This window comes from Arthrobacter sp. V1I9 (assembly GCF_030817075.1).
Taxonomy (GTDB): Bacteria; Actinomycetota; Actinomycetes; order Actinomycetales; family Micrococcaceae; genus Arthrobacter.
Map to the genome: position 1 here is coordinate 2,773,561 of NZ_JAUSYU010000001.1, position 16,531 is coordinate 2,790,091.

General features: G+C 60.1%; 10 protein-coding genes. 4 read left to right on the top strand and 6 right to left on the bottom strand.

What is annotated here, in order from left to right:
- Window positions 1–303 precede the first annotated feature (303 nt).
- A complete protein-coding gene (locus QFZ70_RS13040; RefSeq protein ID WP_307097881.1) occupies window positions 304–1,752 on the top strand; it encodes an RNA polymerase sigma factor in 1,449 nt (482 codons plus the stop codon).
- 37 nt (window positions 1,753–1,789) lie between these two features.
- Here QFZ70_RS13040 and QFZ70_RS13045 read toward each other — a convergent pair whose 3' ends face one another.
- The 6 genes from QFZ70_RS13045 to QFZ70_RS13070 all read right to left on the bottom strand — a co-directional run bounded on the left by QFZ70_RS13045 (window position 1,790) and on the right by QFZ70_RS13070 (window position 13,268).
- Window positions 1,790–2,200 carry a very short patch repair endonuclease gene (locus QFZ70_RS13045; protein WP_307096161.1) on the bottom strand — a complete coding sequence of 137 codons (411 nt, stop codon included), beginning with the start codon at window positions 2,198–2,200 and terminating at the stop codon, window positions 1,790–1,792.
- Window positions 2,201–2,313: 113 nt separating this feature from the next.
- Window positions 2,314–3,684 carry a DNA cytosine methyltransferase gene (locus tag QFZ70_RS13050; protein ID WP_307096162.1) on the bottom strand — a complete coding sequence of 457 codons (1,371 nt, stop codon included), beginning with the start codon at window positions 3,682–3,684 and terminating at the stop codon, window positions 2,314–2,316.
- 123 nt (window positions 3,685–3,807) lie between these two features.
- The gene (locus QFZ70_RS13055; protein WP_307096164.1) at window positions 3,808–5,349 is read right to left on the bottom strand and encodes a hypothetical protein; all 1,542 of its coding nucleotides are present in this window, start codon (window positions 5,347–5,349) and stop codon (window positions 3,808–3,810) included.
- A gap of 49 nt (window positions 5,350–5,398) precedes the next feature.
- On the bottom strand, window positions 5,399–9,379 hold the full coding sequence (locus QFZ70_RS13060) for a hypothetical protein (protein ID WP_307096165.1): 3,981 nt from the start codon (window positions 9,377–9,379) through the stop codon (window positions 5,399–5,401).
- Window positions 9,380–9,387: 8 nt separating this feature from the next.
- Window positions 9,388–10,821 carry a hypothetical protein gene (locus QFZ70_RS13065; protein ID WP_307096167.1) on the bottom strand — a complete coding sequence of 478 codons (1,434 nt, stop codon included), beginning with the start codon at window positions 10,819–10,821 and terminating at the stop codon, window positions 9,388–9,390.
- Window positions 10,821–13,268 (bottom strand): hypothetical protein, encoded by a 2,448-nt coding sequence (locus QFZ70_RS13070; RefSeq protein ID WP_307096168.1) that lies wholly within the window; start codon window positions 13,266–13,268, stop codon window positions 10,821–10,823. The genes QFZ70_RS13065 and QFZ70_RS13070 overlap by 1 nt, the downstream gene beginning before the upstream one ends.
- 578 nt (window positions 13,269–13,846) lie before the next feature.
- Here QFZ70_RS13070 and QFZ70_RS13075 point away from each other — a divergent pair.
- The 3 genes from QFZ70_RS13075 (at window position 13,847) to QFZ70_RS13085 (ending at window position 16,502) form a co-directional block, all read left to right on the top strand.
- Window positions 13,847–14,065: a hypothetical protein gene (locus tag QFZ70_RS13075; RefSeq protein ID WP_307096170.1), complete on the top strand. Its 219-nt coding sequence runs from the start codon at window positions 13,847–13,849 to the stop codon at window positions 14,063–14,065.
- Between the two features lie 185 nt (window positions 14,066–14,250).
- Window positions 14,251–14,817, top strand: coding sequence for a hypothetical protein (locus QFZ70_RS13080; RefSeq protein ID WP_307096172.1), 567 nt, complete (start codon window positions 14,251–14,253; stop codon window positions 14,815–14,817).
- On the top strand, window positions 14,814–16,502 hold the full coding sequence (locus tag QFZ70_RS13085) for a nuclease-related domain-containing DEAD/DEAH box helicase (RefSeq protein ID WP_307096173.1): 1,689 nt from the start codon (window positions 14,814–14,816) through the stop codon (window positions 16,500–16,502). Before QFZ70_RS13080 ends, QFZ70_RS13085 begins: the two co-directional genes overlap by 4 nt.
- Window positions 16,503–16,531: the final 29 nt, after the last annotated feature.

Genomic DNA, 16,531 nt, shown 5'->3' on the forward strand with positions numbered 1-16,531 from the left:
AACGCTTTTGTCTCCGCCCCGACAGAGGACTGCCCTGACTCAGCTCCCGGGAACCTGGGAATCGTTTGGCCAGCAAGCGGCACTCGTAAACAACTGGTTCAGCAACTTGCGCGCCTGATCCCGAAAAGGCCGGAAACCCGCAACGCGCACATCTTCGTCGTTTACGCTAAGGGCACCGCCGAGGACCCCCAGCTCGCAGGCGAGCAGTTCGTTCACCTCCTCCTTCCCCACGCGCAACGGATAAACCACATAGACGTTGGAACCGACGCGGGCTCCCTCGGGATGTTTTTCAACTCCCCATCCATGCCCGCGGTCAGGGCCGAGAACTGGCTGGAGAAAACTGGTTCAGCTAGGGGTGAAGATCCGACATCGGCAGCAGGTCCCAGCAACGCAGACACGGCATACACGACTGGCGAAAGGGAAGCCAGCACGCTTAGCCCCAGCATCAATCTGAGCTCCGAAATGTCCCTTGAGGAGAAGAAGGCTGCGACTACCGCCACGCGCGCCGCCACGCGTGCAGCCAACAAGGCCCCAAAGGACGCCGCCGCAGCAGAGGGTGGCGATGCCGTTTCCGGAGCCGTCAAGCCTGAGCCCAAGAAGCGCGGGCCCAAGCCCGGCGCCAAAGCCACGGCCGAGGCCGCCGGCAACTCGTCCGGTGAGCACGACGACGATGCCGAGGTCGATGAGGACCTCGACGACATCACGCCCGACGCCGCCGAGCTCGGCGAAGAAGTCGAAGGCGAGGAGGTTACCGGCAAGGCTGCAGCGCCCACCGGCTCGGGCTTCGTGTACTCCGACGCCGACGCGCCGGGTCAGCAGGTCATGTCTGCCGGCGCCACCGCAGACCCCGTCAAGGACTACCTGAAGCAGATCGGCAAGGTCGCCCTGCTGAACGCCGAGCAGGAAGTCGACCTCGCCCTGCGGATCGAGGCCGGCCTCTTTGCCGAGGAGAAGATCGCCGCCGCCGACGGGTCCATGGACCCCAAGCTCAGGCGTGAGCTCGAATTTGTCATCCACGACGGCAAAAGGGCCAAGAACCACCTGTTGGAGGCCAACCTCCGCCTCGTCGTATCGCTGGCCAAGCGCTACACGGGCCGCGGGATGCTGTTCTTGGACCTGATCCAGGAAGGCAACCTGGGTCTGATCCGTGCGGTTGAGAAGTTCGACTACACCAAGGGCTTCAAGTTCTCCACCTACGCCACCTGGTGGATCCGCCAGGCGATCACTCGTGCCATGGCTGACCAGACCCGCACCATCCGCATTCCGGTCCACATGGTGGAAGTTATCAACAAGCTGGCACGCGTCCAGCGCCAGATGCTGCAAGACCTCGGCCGCGAACCTACCCCTGAGGAACTTGCCCTCGAACTGGACATGACCCCGGAAAAGGTGGTCGAAGTCCAGAAATACGGCCGCGAGCCCATGTCGCTAGACGTGGAAATTCCTGACGGAACGGGGGAAATGCAACCTTTAGGGCATCTGATCGAAGACACCGACGCCGTCTTGACTCAAGACGCCGTGAGCTTCACCCTGCTTCAGGAACAGCTCCACTCGGTCTTGGACACGCTGTCCGAGCGCGAAGCCGGCGTAGTCGCCATGCGGTTTGGCCTCACCGACGGGCAGCCGAAGACTTTAGACGAAATCGGGAAGGTCTACGGAGTCACGCGTGAGCGCATCCGTCAGATCGAATCCCAGGCCATGCTGAAACTGCGGGAACCCAACCGTTCGCAGGTGCTGTACGACTATATGGACTGAGCGAAGTCCTCCGTTTGCTCTGCAGTGGGTCGGTTATCTAGCGTTCGAGGAAGCCGGTAACGTCAACTAACAAATCTGCGTTCGCCAGGACCTCGCACTCCCATACATCCAGATACGTCCACCCCATCTCCGCCAACTGGTGTCGTTGACTCCAGTCTCGCTCCTGGTTGCGGCGCCGTTTGTCCGCCCAGAACTCCGTGTTCGTTTTGGGCAAGCGGCTGCCCACTGGGCAGTCGTGCCCGTGCCAAAAGCATCCATTGACAAAGATGACCTTTCTCCGCCCGGCAAACACCAAATCCGGCTTCCCCGGTAGGACACGGTCGTGGATACGATACCGATACCCAAGGGCATGCAGAGCACGGCGTAGCAGCAACTCCGGTTTGGTGTTCTTGGACCGGATCTTAGCCATGTGGGCGCTCCGCTGGCCCGAGGTCATGAAATCCGCCATTACCTTATTTTACCGGTCCGAACTCCTGCGGCGCGGCCCTGGCCGCCCTGCCCTGCAGCCCGTAGTGGAGCTCACGGCGAAACTTCCAAGGGCCGGCCGTTATGCCCCACCACTCAGACCGACAAGAGAGCACTCATCTTTCTTCCGACTGCGAGGGCTAGCCAGGGTGAGACTGCATTCCCGACCTGCGAGTATTGCGGGACCTCGAAGCGGCGCCGGTCCGAGCCGGTAGTTTCCTTGCCCAAAAATTCGAAATGGTCGGGAAATCCCTGGAATCTGGCCATCTCTCGAACGGTAAAAATTCGCGGCTCGATCGGATGTACGTAGTCGTCGGGGAGGGTAACCACAGTTCTCGCAGGTTCCCCCCACCGCAGTACCTTTTGGGAGTGTTTCTTGGTCGCCAACCGGTGTGCTACGTCGACGAGTTCGTCCAAAGAATCGGCAAGACGAACACCGTCCGGAGCTATGGCAGGCAATGGCGCGTGCAGGAGACGATGCTTCAATAGAAGCTTCGAATCGTCCTCCGGGAGCCGCGCGGCGTGACTCAGAAGTCGTTGGTCGAGGCCGTTCTCTGAAAGGTACTGGTAGAGACGGAACCGTTGCGTCGTACGCTCCCCGTGCCTACGTCGAACATGGTTCCGGACCTCTGAAGCAGCCGTGCTGCGTCCCGGCCAAAAATCTTTCGAAAGCGACCGTACGTAGGCAGCAGAGTGAGCGCCGCCGTTGGCAGTCCCCCTCGCCGTAAGATCACCGACAGCGTGGCCCACGGACGCCATCTCAGCAATCAGCTTTGTCGGACGTGGCGCCAACGCCGGCATATCACCTTCAATCTGGTCCACAAAAGCGGAACGCCAGGTTTCGCCTGTCGCAGTCACTCCTCGTTCGGCCGCGACGTCCGTCCTAAGGGCGATGATCATCAGCCGCGGCCGGTGCTGTGGAGCACCGTAGTGAACGGCGTTGACGTGCACACCCTGGACGACATATCCATCGCCCGTCTCGGCGAGGGCTTGCTGCAACTGACGGAAGGAGGAGGCCTCTCCCCGCGCAAAGCTACGATCCATTCCGACTACGTTTTCAATGACGACCGCTCGTGGGCCAGTCGCCTCGACAAACTTCAGGTATTGCCACGGAAGCTCGTTCCGGATATCAGAAGGATTACGCCGACCGGCGAGGGAAAAACCCTGGCAGGGGGGCCCCCCGACTACGAGGTCCAGACCGTTTGAGCGGATCTCCTCCACCGCGGCAGTATTGTCGAGCAAGACGCCAAGCTCACGCACAAGAAGCCTCGACGCTATTTGCTCGCTTTCGTCGGACGCAACGTACCGCTCCCACTGCACTGAATCCGAAGCATCCCTGATGAGGTTGTGACAGAACGTACGGGCAGCCATGTCGGACTTCTCGACAGCGAGCACAAGCTGGCCGCCAGCTCGCTCGATGCCCAGGGATAGCCCCCCGCAGCCGGAAAACAGGTCAACGTATTTCATAAGGCTCCTATTCTCCCTTACCTAAGCACATGCCACCGACATCCTGCCCTCGCCTCAGGGGCGCGTCGCGAAGCGGGGGCTCGATGCCAAGCACCGAACCCCCACACGAGCACTACACCAGTCCTACGACCCGTTAGTTGTGCCGTCCGCTTTGTCGCTAAGCAACTTGAAGAAGGGCACTTCCTCAATGAACTTCCCTGAGAAGTTCAACGAGCTGTACAGAGCATGGTGGACCTTCTGGCTGGAGATCTTGCTCGCAATGTCTGCGGTGATATTCGGAAGGCCCAACGCCTGCAGTTCCTTCAGGGTGACCGAAGGTACCTTGTGGAGGAACCAGGTCAATAGCGGCTGCCCGTAATTGCGGCCGTCCTTTTTGAAATGGTCGAGGTACTGCGAGGCGAGAATGACACCGAAGCCGAACTCGCGGCCCTGCAACATCAGGTTCATGAGCACCGGGAAGTTGTACTTCATGATGTTGACCGCTTCATCCACAAGCAGGAAGGAGTTGAGCCTCCTCAACTGCGGGGAGTTCCCGACAAATGGCCACTTGGTGGCGTTGAGCATGTAGTCGTAATACAGATTGAGGAACATGACTACGAGCGCATTTTTCCCGTTGTCGTCCGTGCCGAAATCATTGAGCGCTACGATGACGACTTTGTCTTCCATCATTTCTTCAAACGACATCATCTCCTTCGGATCGTCGCTGAAGATCTCACCAAGAATAAAGGGCTTGAGGATAGACGTTACGGCGTCAGGTTTTTGGCCGTTACTATACTCTGCCAGGACTTCGGGCAGCGTAGGCGGCTCACCGTGCTTCTCCTTGTAGAGGTTGACGATAGAGGTGACAAGGCGATCGGTCTGAACGGGCCCGATATTGCCATAGATCTTGTCCAAGACGTCAGCAAATTGCTGGGCACGCTGGTAGGCGGCGAGAGGCGAGTAACCGTTGCGGAGGGAAAAGATATTTATCGGGATGCGGTAAGGGTTTAGTACCCTTCCACCAACTGCCTCAAGGAAGTCAGTCGATTGGAAGTCCCGCTTGTAGTCGAATACAAGCATCGACAGCGGTGTCTCCTGATTGGACTTGCTTCCTTCCCGGAGCTGATAGACAAGGGCTTTAAGGAGCTGGGTCTTCCCGGTGCCGAGGTCGCCGACGACACCAATATTCATCTGGTTCAGCTCGGTGTTGCCCGGCCAGTAGTCTGCCGTGGCCGCCCCTAAGGTCCCAAAAACCCTGCCTACGCCGAACCGGACACCGTCACCCCGAATTCCGCCGACGAACGAGTTGTCGTCAGGGAGGACGTTGTGTTCCTCTTCTTGGGGCACCGTTACCGCTACTGGCGCTTGGAAAGGCTCTTCATCTGTTACCTCTGCCGCCCGGGCGCCAGTTTCTCGTCCTCTTTCCTCCTTGGGGTCAGGCTGAGCCTCAATTGTCCCCTCAACGACGTCCGACTTCTGGGCCTGCAAGTGCTCTTGGTCGTCCCCGTCCTCGGGTGCTTCCTCGGAGGAGGCTGGAGCGGGAAGCTCGATCGGGTTGCCAAGCGCCCATTCAATGAGGTCATTCCATTCGCGGACCAAGGCGCTTTCGGGATCCGCGACTGCTTCGAAGGCGTGGCCCGCGTTTGCGGCAAGAAGGCCGAAACCGGAGCCCGGTGCTCCGTCCATTTGGGAGGTATGCACCACCCGGAAGCTCTCCCCCTCGGAGGTAGTGGCTTCATGCTTGAAATAGCAGACCAAAGGCTGGCCGGTTCGGACTTGGAGCTTTCCGTTGACAAGATCTTTCCAGCTGCCGGGCCAAAGCTTCCGGTTCTGCGCTGCCACCGGGACGTAAACGAATTGCCGCCTCAACCAGCGCAGCCAGCCCATTGGACCAGAGTGCCTTGTCCGCCTCCGAGCCGCTGGTCCCAATGGCACGCGAACTTTCCGCCACGCTGAGCAGCAGGTCCTGGGTTGCACGGAGCTGCTCAAGCGGCTCATTCATAGCCGCGTCGCTGGGGCCCGGGAGGTTGCCATTAGTTTCGTCGGAGCCCAACCCATAGAACTTGATCTCTACGGGCGATAGCGTGACTCCCTCTTCGTTCATCCGAACGATCAGGAGGTCGGCGCGGCGCATTTGCTCGGCATGGGTTTTTCCGTGAGCCAGCGCCCGCAGGAAACTGTCGCAAGCATCGATGGGCAACACATAGGTATTGTCGGACTCTTCATCCAGACAATTCATCAAAGCGAATGCCAGGTAGAAGCCGAGCGCACCCGAGGCGTGTGTTCCGCCCATTGACAACAGCGAAGACAGTCCAACGCCGCGGGCGCCCAACTGGCGAAGTAGGTTATCCAGCGTCTCGTCGGTGACGCTTCCCCCCTGGGCTTTTGCGAGCAACTTCTTGATCTGCGCGCGAAAGCTCCCCGGAACCCGTGCCACAGAAACGAAGGGGCGCCTTTCGAGGAGGGGGACATCGGCCGACGCGTCGAGGAAGGGCGGCCGCCACTCCCACAGCATTTGACTGCCGCCGCTTGAGTGCTGGACTATTTCCGCCATGGCGCTTGGGTTCATCAGTGCTTCCCCCGAGACCGTCCAGTCGGCAGAGTCGTTGACCAAGTTGGCCTTGAACAGCTTTGAAATAATCTGGGGGCTACTTGCTGCGCCTTCGACCAGGCGAAGTGCCCTCGAAAGCGGCTCCCACCCTGTTTCCGGGCGAAAAGTGGGATGGGAAGCCGACGAGGATTTTGATGCGCCATTTGCAACCGACTCGAACCGGCGCAACGGCGCCTCGCCCAGCACGCCCAGGTTTCTCCCCTGACCGGACTGAACTTCGACGTGCACACCCGCGTCTTGCAGGATGCGGACGTTGCACCGCTTCATGCTCGCACTGTCTGGGGCATACCGCGACCAGGTCAACGGAATACCCTCATTTGAGCGGACTAAGCGCGCCATTTTTTCCCGTGGCGGCTCGCCCGAGCGACGATTTGAGTCCCAAACCCTCGCTCCTCCGATCAGGGGATCGGAGGGCCTCCCCGTCCACGCTTCGATCTCCCTAAGAACGGCGTCATCAACCTCCTGGAGTCGAGTAGATTCTGACGAGGCAGACAAATCGACCGTTAGTGTCGATACGTGGGGGTTCATCTGCCTATAGCTGCGCAATGCTGCTGCCACCGCCGTTGCGTTCAGCCCACTGGCAGCGCTTCCCGGCGCAGGACGGTCGCCAATTCGATCTGGCGCTTCCAGAGGTTCAGGGCCCTCGATCGACGCGCGCACAAGCATCGACCAACCAAGAAATAGCTGATCGTCACCGGTTTCCATGGGAACAGCGAGCATCCGACCGCTCGACATTTCCTTCGGACCTATGAGGGGAAAATTCCAGCCCTCGACGGTCCCTGCCAAGTCCTTTGCCCAATCAGACTCCCACAGGACGGATTCGACGCCCGCCAGCCAAGCAAGTCGGACTGGATGGAGGGGACTCAGCAGGACTGCCGAGCATTTCGCGGCCGGCTCAGTGGCCCATACACTAATGCTGAAAGGATAGGCAGCCCAAAAGACTCCAGCAGGATCGCCGTTCCAACGGGCCTTTTCAACGAGATCGGCATATGACGCAAGGTAGCGTTCTAGTTGCCCATCACGGCCCTCCCAAAGGTGCCGCCAAGACGTCTTGGAAGGCCATTCAACGTATATTGCACCGTCCGTGTCGCGCGTTTGCATGGCGCCGAGGAGGTCCAGCTCCTTAAAGGCGGTCCTGAATTCCTCTGCTTCGGCCGAGTGCAGGATGTCATCGGGTACTCGGAAGTCCGTGACATTGGCCCAGGTTCCGGCCATGGCTCCACTCATCATCAGGCCGTCATAGCCATCCAAATCTTCAAGCGGCAACGCCCTGTCCGCGGGCATTACGACATGCCCCATGCAAGTGTTCCATTCGCCACTAAGCAGCTCATCGGCGAGCAATGACTCGTACTTTCCCCGAAGGGATTGGAGCACCGCCAGTTCGGGGCGATCTTTAGTCACCCTATCCCTGTTCACGGCCGCAACGATGGGTGACTGAGGGGCCTCTCGGCTCTCCGCTGCACGTATCTGGAACGTGACGTCGCCCACGACGACATTTGCCAAGCTCAAGGGACTCGCGTCTATAGCGAAGAGACCGGGACGGCCGTTGAGCGGCTGCATCTCGGTTCCCTCGTATAGGGGTACAGCCGCGTCGTCGATGGTCCAGGTGATATAGCGATATTGGGAAGCTCGTCCGTCGAGCGTGACCCCGCTTGTTCCCCCGGTGGGGTCGGCTCCAACGTATTTAGGCTTTCCTGCCGCTCCCTTTGCCCGTCGGGGCAAGTACAACAACCCCGCGGTGTCACGTCGTGCGAGAAACAGGTCGAATGACAAAGAGGTGTTAACGCGCCCGGACAAAACGTCTCCCCCGGGGACCTTGAGCTGGAATTGGATCGGCCGCGTTGGAGCGTTGTTGTCTTCCCGGCGAATGTGGCCTATCGCCCAAAGGGCACCGTAATCATCCCTCTCCAGATGACCGTACCAATCCGTCTTCGTTGTCTTGGTCGTGAATGTGAGGCCCGTGGACTCAAGTTCCCCAAGCGAGGGCGAGCCCGTTACCGGAATCCTGACACGGACTTCTTCGGAAACAACCCTGCCGGACTGTTCGTCGGTTTGGGCGCACGCGACGGCGACGGAGCCGGAATCACTTGGCCCGGTCGCAGTGAGAGGCTTGCCCACAGAGTCAGTGAGCTGGAGGCGAGCCTTTGTCAGGTCCTGCCCCAAGGGTTCGACGAAATCACGATCCGTCAGTGCGCAGAGCGCTTCGGTGACGTCAGATCCAGCTGGCGAGTAATTTGCGAGAGCGACGGCCTGATTGTCGTCGGACGCCATCTGGCTGTTGATTCCCGACCAGTCCACGTCCTCAAGAGCATGGTGACCGGATTCGCCGCCCGTGAGCTGTCCCAAAGATTTCGCGGTTGCACTGATGGTGGTCTCATCGGCCCAGTACGACTGCAGCGCCTCCACGAACTTCTTCGGCGAATACTTCGATGGCCCCGACCCCACGGGCCGGGGAAGCCGGAACGCCGCGTAAGTGTAGCGCTCGAAAACCTCGTCAATCGAGAACTCGGGCGTCATCAATTTCGTGGCCGCGATCTTCTCAACAAGCCTTGTTAGTCCGATACCTACATGCCTGAACCAGTAGGTATTCCAACTTTCCGTCCCCTGACGCAGCTCCTTATGCACCTCGGCGAGTAGTGCGAGGCACTCTGCAAGCCTGGTGCTGGCAGCTTTCGGGTCCCAACCCACAGCGGTGTCAATTTCGGTTGCCTCTGACACCTCCACCACTGCAGCGGCGGCAACAGCTTCGAATGAGACTTCATGACCTGCGCCCTCAGGGAAGTTTTGGCCCAAGACCTCGCGGAAGGCCTGAACGAAGGAGGCCAGGTCGGGGTGCTTTCCAACGACGACGGCCAGTCGATTGCCCTGACGGTACTTGATGGCGTTCTGGGCGGACACCCTGATGCAGAGTGGGTCTTCATCGCTTTCCTCGCGAGCCGACACGAGGATGGCATGGGGGGAGATACCGGGCCTCAGCTCATTGGCGCGTCGGACAAGGGCCGCCGCTGTCGCATCGTCAATGCCTTCAGGCAGGTATGCCACAGTAAGCGAGTCCAAGGACGACAGGCAGCGGCCTAGTACTGAACCAAACAATTCCAACTCCACTATGTCTCCTAAAAAGCACTTTCGATTACGACGCCGCGATCCGCGTCGGCGCTACCTCGCGCCAGACCAGCCTTCTCAAGCAGCTGGATGAGATCGCCGGCTTCGGGCCGCAGGCCGAGCTCCTGGAGCCTCAGCATGAGTGTGGCCACGTCCGAGGTCTTTCCGGGCCCGTCGCAAGCCAGACTCGCGACAACGGCCATCCACTCTGTCCCGGGTTGAACGGTGAGGAACCGCCCGCTGGATCGAAGAAGTCCGTAATAGTCGGCGAACGGGCCGCTCGCGTCGCGGGTAAGCAGTGCGTACTTGACCGCTTCCCATGTGTTCACTGCGGACCGTTCGCCGCTTCCAAGGGCCAGGGTGAGGGCCTCTTTGAGGTCCTTGTCTCCCGACATGCCAGCTAAGGCGGATACAAAGTCCATGTCCGCTCCCGTGTGGGGCTCCAGCCAGTCTTCCAAGATCTTCCGAATTTTGGACGCCCGATGCACTCGCCAAGAGAGGAGAGGGGCGACATCCCTTACCGCAACAGACGACCGGCTCGACTTCCAGGGAAGGATTTCGGGCATTTGTTCCCTAACCTCATACCAGGTGGCAGATCCGCCGCCGCCGAGTATGCGGCGAGCCAAAGTTTCATACCAAGCGGCTTCCCAAAGGAACCCCTGGCCGAGCGCAAGCCGCAGTACGGTCGTAGCCCAGTCGACCCAGACGCGGGAGGGAAGGGCCCTAACCCATTCGTCGCTTGTGAGTTTCTGCCACGCGCTGGCAAACCATGAGAAGGGCGTTCCATCGTACAGGCCACCTTGAGCACACTCGATCGTTCTACGCCGTCCCGGGGAATCGTCCTGCGGCACTTCCGAATAGCCCGCCTCTAGGAGAAGCGCTGCCCGCGTCGCCTTGTCGATGGCGGACAACAGGGGGTCAATCTCACACCTCTTGTTAGCTGCGTTGAGCCAGAGCCGGGCGGCTGTTATTTCGTCATCGCCATCCTTGAGGCCAAGCCGGAACAGGGCCTCAAGAATAGCGGCGAGATCCGGGGGGTTTTTCGTCCTCTGGAAGCCCCGCATGTCCTGTAGCAATGCAAAGGCAGGAGTAACGGGGCTGGCCGCCTGACTCTTGCTCTTTTCAGCCTGAACCCCTGCGACGCTGTTAAGAACCGCTGATGCAAGGTCAGTGTCATGTTTTGCGTTCGTTACGAGTCCAGCAGCCGACAGTTGCTCACCGTACCCGGCGAGTTTCTGGCCCTCGGGCGCCGTCGATTTCACCTTCAGTGTTGCCGTGCCGGAGGTCTCGGACCTGAACATGTATCCCAATGGGATACCGCCTTCGGTGGCTTTGGCGGCCCCATGGGCGTGAACTTTCCACGCCAGAGAGGAGATAAACGCTTCAGGAACAGACACATACTGGGGGCGATTCAATTGAAGGATGATGTGCGTTGCAGCGACCATTAGTTGCCTCCATTTACGGTCATGCTGTAGTCGGAGTTGCCCACGACCACGCGGTAGTTGGCCTGATTCAGTTGGGCAGGAATCAGACGCGCCGCCCTAAACCGTTCCAAGCGGGGCGATGTCACATCGGTCATTTCGGTCACTCCGGCATGCTCCTGACCGCAGGCCAACGCTTCCCTCACCAGAGGGAAGTCCAGAGGCATCCGCGATATTTCTTTGCCTTGTTCGCTGAGGACCAGGAACAGAGCTTCGGAGTTCCTGAACGTCTTCATCTCAACATCGCCGGTCTTGAGTGCCAGTTTCGGTTCGGCTTGGACTCCAACAATCGGATCAGTACGGCTCGCAAGAATTGGAATCAGGGAGGCAGATTCGACGTCCCCCGGCCGGCGCTTCGGGCGAAGTAGGGTGCGCAGCCCAAAGCTCAACTCATCGGGAAGGTTGGGACTGAGGTACCAAGCTTGAGTCCACGCAGCGATCTGCGGCCTGAAGGCTGGAATCCCGTTAGCCAGTGCGTACAGCCGCCCCAGATAACCTCCATACCAGGAAATGAACGCGTACCGGTCTTTGTCCGAAATCTTGGGGCTGTGCATGGCCTCGACAAAAGCGCCATCCACCATTCTATCGAATTCAGTCAGGACCTCCGAGAACGGATTTTGGGGTTCGAGGTCCTCCTCTAGTGCTTCTAGCGGTGAACCGTTAGTTACTGGACCGGCGAATGAGTCAGCCAACGGTGTTGCCCATCCCGAGTCCCAGCTTCGGTCGTAGCGTCCCGGAATAGCATCCCTCATCGGGTCCACGAAATGCGTAAGTTTCGTAATTGGGTTACTTAATGGATCGAAGCTGGCAGAGCCGGGACTCCGGCCGCCGAAGATTGCTTGGGAGAAACGCAATCCTGCGAGCAACTGAAGGGCTTTGAAGCGCAGCACGGGATCGCTGGTGCTTGGTTGGAGGCGGGCGATGAGGGTGCGCAGCTCGTGCCTGCCGACCTGATCCGGCGCATCTCCGAGGACGCACCGGGTGACGGTCCCCCAAATTTCTCGAAAAGTCATGCGCTGCCCGGAACTGAGCTCGGCCCCGCGCACCACGGTCATGATTCCCGATCGAACTCGGCTTGATCGGAGCGACTCAATATTCGCCCTGATCGGGTCAATCATGATGTCCGTCTCGTCGTCCGCCGTGTCCGTAGGGATGAAGTCGACCACTTTGCCAAACAAAGCAGCGGCCGGCGTCGCGAAGTCCGCAGCAGCCCGCTTAGCAAAGTCCGAAATTACATACGGTTCCGCTGCGAAAAGGGCGCCGCCATCCCCGCGGGAAGAAATACGCACCTGTGGTCGCTTCTCAAGGAGCGAGCAGACGTCAACGAGAACCACCAGCACGCTGGCCACCATGTCGGGTCCGTCAAAAAGATGACCGGCTTTGAGATACGGTTCATCGCAATCCGTTTGGACGTTCCAGTTAGATTCACCAACAACGTCGCCTGCAAGCCAACGCGTAAGGGCTTGACCCGCCGAATATTCGAAGGTTTGGGTGGCGTTGGTCGAAGCTGCTTCATCAACTAAGATGCCTCGATTAACGCAGGCAATTAGGTGCACGCCGGCACGCGCAGACGCATCAATTTCTTTGGTCAGAGGGTTCCTGCGGTGCTCCGTGCTCCCGATAGTGGCATCGTTGATGAGGAGGAGCTCCCTGCTTCCAGCGTTGTACCGATAGCTGCGGTGAGCAAGCCCATCCTTGGGGGCATCGATCGGCTCGAGATCAGCGACTATCTCCGCCGTCGCATGGGACTTGCCCGCACCCGGCCCTCCCACGAGGAAAAGGAATCGAGGGAGGGTGCCGCTGTCCAGACCCCTCTTGAACCAGGAGCAAGCCTCCTCGACGCCTGCCGGCCGGGGTGCCGTCGGCAACGGACTCCGCCCGTCCGTAATCGGTTTAGCGGCGACATCGCTTCCACCAGTCGTGCGGTCCCACAGTTCTCCGAGTGCATGCCAGTAGGCGCTTTCTTCGGCGTTCACAAACTCCCCCTCTTTGAGTGGCTCAAAGGTATCACTCGTTCTTGGCACGGAATCGTGCGGTGGAGCCGGATCTGTACCAATAGGCGTCACATCTTTGGGCGTCGACAACTCGGCGGTGGAATCGGAGGTTTCCGTGAGGGGAAAATCGCTAAGTCTGAGAATAAGGCGCTCCTTTAGGGCAGCTTGAAAGTGGGGCCGCGGCTTGTAGCCAAAGATGTACTGCCGACCCATACTGTCCAAGACGGCGCTCAAATTGCAGAGCTTGAATTCGATGGCGGCGTGAGACCTTTTCACAAACTCCTGAAGCTTCAGGTTGTTTTGCCGCTTGTTGTAGTTCTCGCCTGCAATTTCGAGTTTCAGCATCCTGAGATAACAGTCGATGAGGGCGTCGAGCTCCTCATCCGACCAGTGGAGCGAGCGCGTGTCGTTGAGCATTGGATCAGAATACGGTTCTTGGACGATTGCTGAGGCTACGACACTCGTGGGCGGCTGCTTGCGGGCTCTCCAGAATCTCTGGATCGAGCCAGGGCTCCTGTGAACGGCCGAGCGACGGTGTGCTCGCGGGAGCGGCCTGGTGGACGACTATGATAGCTCGATTTCGACGCGCCGCCCCGAGACGGCGCCAGAGTCACGGTGAACGTGGGATGCCGCTTATACACTGACGTCTAGATCTACAGGGGGGCACTTCATAATGGACAACGCTAACTTCGCATCAGGGACGATGGTGCGGCTCGTAGCGCGCCCTGAAGTCATTGGAGTGGTGCAGGGCTCACACGATATTGGCGGCGTTCTTCGGTTCGATGTTTTTCACGACAACGGCCTCAACGGTTACTTCGCGTCTCAAATCGAACGGTATGAGGTGCATCCCGGGAGCACCGGAGTTCGGTGACGCACAGCTGGCAGAGAAGGCCGTTTGGACCGCTCTGAAGAACAGTGTGCCTCATGATTGAGTCCGTCTTAAACGCGTTTGAAAGCTCGGTCCGAATAGCATCAGTCCTGGAAGGGAATCTGGAATGACCAAAGACCGTTTGACTGCCGATGAAGCAGCCGACGTGATCAGCCGCTCAGGAAGAACTTTGAGAGCCTTTCTCCGGAAGATCAGGGACAACGGAACGCTGGATAAGACTGGTGCGTGGCAAGATCCGCCGCAGAAGAACGGCACCTGGACCATCCGGCGAGGTTACTTGCAGCAGCTTGCGCGTGACAACAACTGGCCCTTTACTGACCGCTGAGCCCCCTTGCAGTTGCTGCATCTAGAGGTTCATAGGTTAGAGCGCGCTTCCTTTCCAAGGTACCTAAAGCCTCCCTGGTAGTTCCGCCGTCCATCTATTTACATTGAGCTGGCGTTTCGGGGGCCGGCCCAAAATCTCGGGCTAATGATCGCAGTTCGCAGATTGCACTAAGAAAGTTGATACTCATGATGGAAATGCTCAGCGGAGCCAGCGTAGGCACGTTCAAGAATCTTGTTTGGATCATTGCTGTGGTGATCGGCCTCTTCTTCCTGTCGGGCAGGCGCGTAACCGGCATTCCGAAAGTCATGGCGCGAATAGTCAGTGCTGCCACCGCAGGAACCACGGCCTTTGTGGCGGCCAACCTGGCGGTGGTGCTCCACATCTTGGCCAACGTCACGGATTCCCGCTGGTCTGCAGGCCGCGATGGAAGGCTGGAGAGCCCCGAGATCCCTTCCGTACCGTTCATGCAGCCCGTCGCCGACACCCTGAATGGAGTCATGGGCGGCCTGGTTGGTGGCGTGAACGATGCCATCGCCATGAAGAATGCGTTCTTCATCATCCCCGAATTTGTTGGCGCCGCGGTCTGGGCCGCCGCTGTCCTTGCCGGGCTCGCGATCGCGAACCGAATCCTGGCCTCGTGGGTAGCCAAGGAGGAAACCAAACAGATCGAGCGGAATACCAAGGACCTCGCTGACATCCGGGCGCAGCTCGGTCTGGCATCCTTCCAGGACACCAGAGCCGGGGCACGATGAAATGCATTCCGGAAGAACCGGAGTTCGGGGAAGGACACCACGCGGAAAAGGCCGTCTGGACCGCCCTGCGGAACAGCCTCCCCGACGACTGCGTCCTGGCCCACTCGGTCCACGTCCGCGACGGACGGAATGAGTACGAGATTGACCTGCTGGTCCTCTGGCCCAGAGTTGGCATGGCCGCAATCGAGGTCAAGGGCGGTCAGGTCAGCATTACGGACGGGCAGTGGTACCAGTCGGACCGGAACCAGAAGCGCCAGATCCAAAGCCCCGTGGCACAGTCCCAGAGCTCACTCCACGCCCTCAAGAACTGGCTGGAGAACCAGCTCGGTACGCGCCTGAGCAGCCGCTGCGTCTACATGGTCAGCCTCCCCTACACCGACGTGTCGCGGGACTGGACCATGGCAGGTTGCCCGCGGTCGCTCATCCTCGACGAGACCGACAGCAAATCCCCCGCCGATCTCGTCCGCCAAGCCATCGAAAACGAAGGCGGCGGCGCCTCCCCGCTGGCCCCGGTCTTCCTGGAACGCATCGTCCGCAAGCTGGGCGGAAACCTGGACACCGCCGTCGTACCTTCCACCACCTCGCAGGAGGACGAGGCAGAGCAGGACCACCTCACGGAACGCCAGTCCGTGCTGCTCCAGGCAACCCGCTCACTCAACAGGGTCCGTTTCACCGGCGGCGCGGGCAGCGGAAAGACCTGGCTCGCCGTCGAGAAGGCCAAGCTGCTCAGCAAGCAGGGCAAGCGCGTGGGCCTCTTTTGCTACAACAAAGGCCTGGGGCAATACCTCCAGGATCGCGTCGGGACATGGAAGCGGCAAGCCAAGCCGGTGTTCACGGGCGAGTTCCACGAATACGCGCGCGGGCTGGGAGTCCCGGACGGCTCCGGCCAGGACTATTTCGACGTCGAAATGCCCCGCCTCCTGAAGGAGCTGGCAGCCGGACTGGAGCCGCACGAACGGCTGGACGCCGTCGTCGTCGATGAAGCGCAGGACTTCGCGCCCCTGTGGTGGGACGCCCTTCTCGCGTGCGCCAGCGACCCGGACGCGGGTGAGGTGTATGCGTTCATGGACGACCGGCAGGACGTCTACCAGCGCTGGGGAGGCGCAACGGCGGACCTCACCAGCGGCCCGATGGCTAACTTCGTGCCCATCCACATTGACGACAACCTCCGCAACACCCGCAAGATCGCCGAGTCCTTCCGGCCTTTCGCGGGCGAGCACTTCACCCCGCGGGGCACTACGGGACTGCCCGTACGGTTTGTGGACTGCCCCACGGAGGACGCGCTCGACGTCGCGGGCGACTGCGTGGAGGCACTGATTGAGGAAGGCTGGGCCAACAACCAGATCGCGCTCCTCACCACGAAGGACCGGCACCCCATCCACCTGGACTATTTCGAGCGGGACGCCACCGAGGAATACTGGCGGGAATTCCACGCTAACGAAGCCGAGTTCTACGGCCATGTTTTGGGCTTCAAGGGCCTGGAACGGTCTGTGGTTGTTCTGTGCGTCAACGGCTTCAAGGACATGGGCCGGGCTCCGGAGCAGCTGTACGTCGGGCTGTCCCGCGCGCGGAGCCTGCTGGTGGTTGTGGGAGATTCCGGGCTGCTGGAGGAGGCAGGCGGGCGGGAACTCAAGCTCGCGCTGGCACGGACACAGGCGTGGAAACCGGTGCTTGCCGGCGGATAGTGCCGGCGCTCACCTGAATTGTCGGTGCC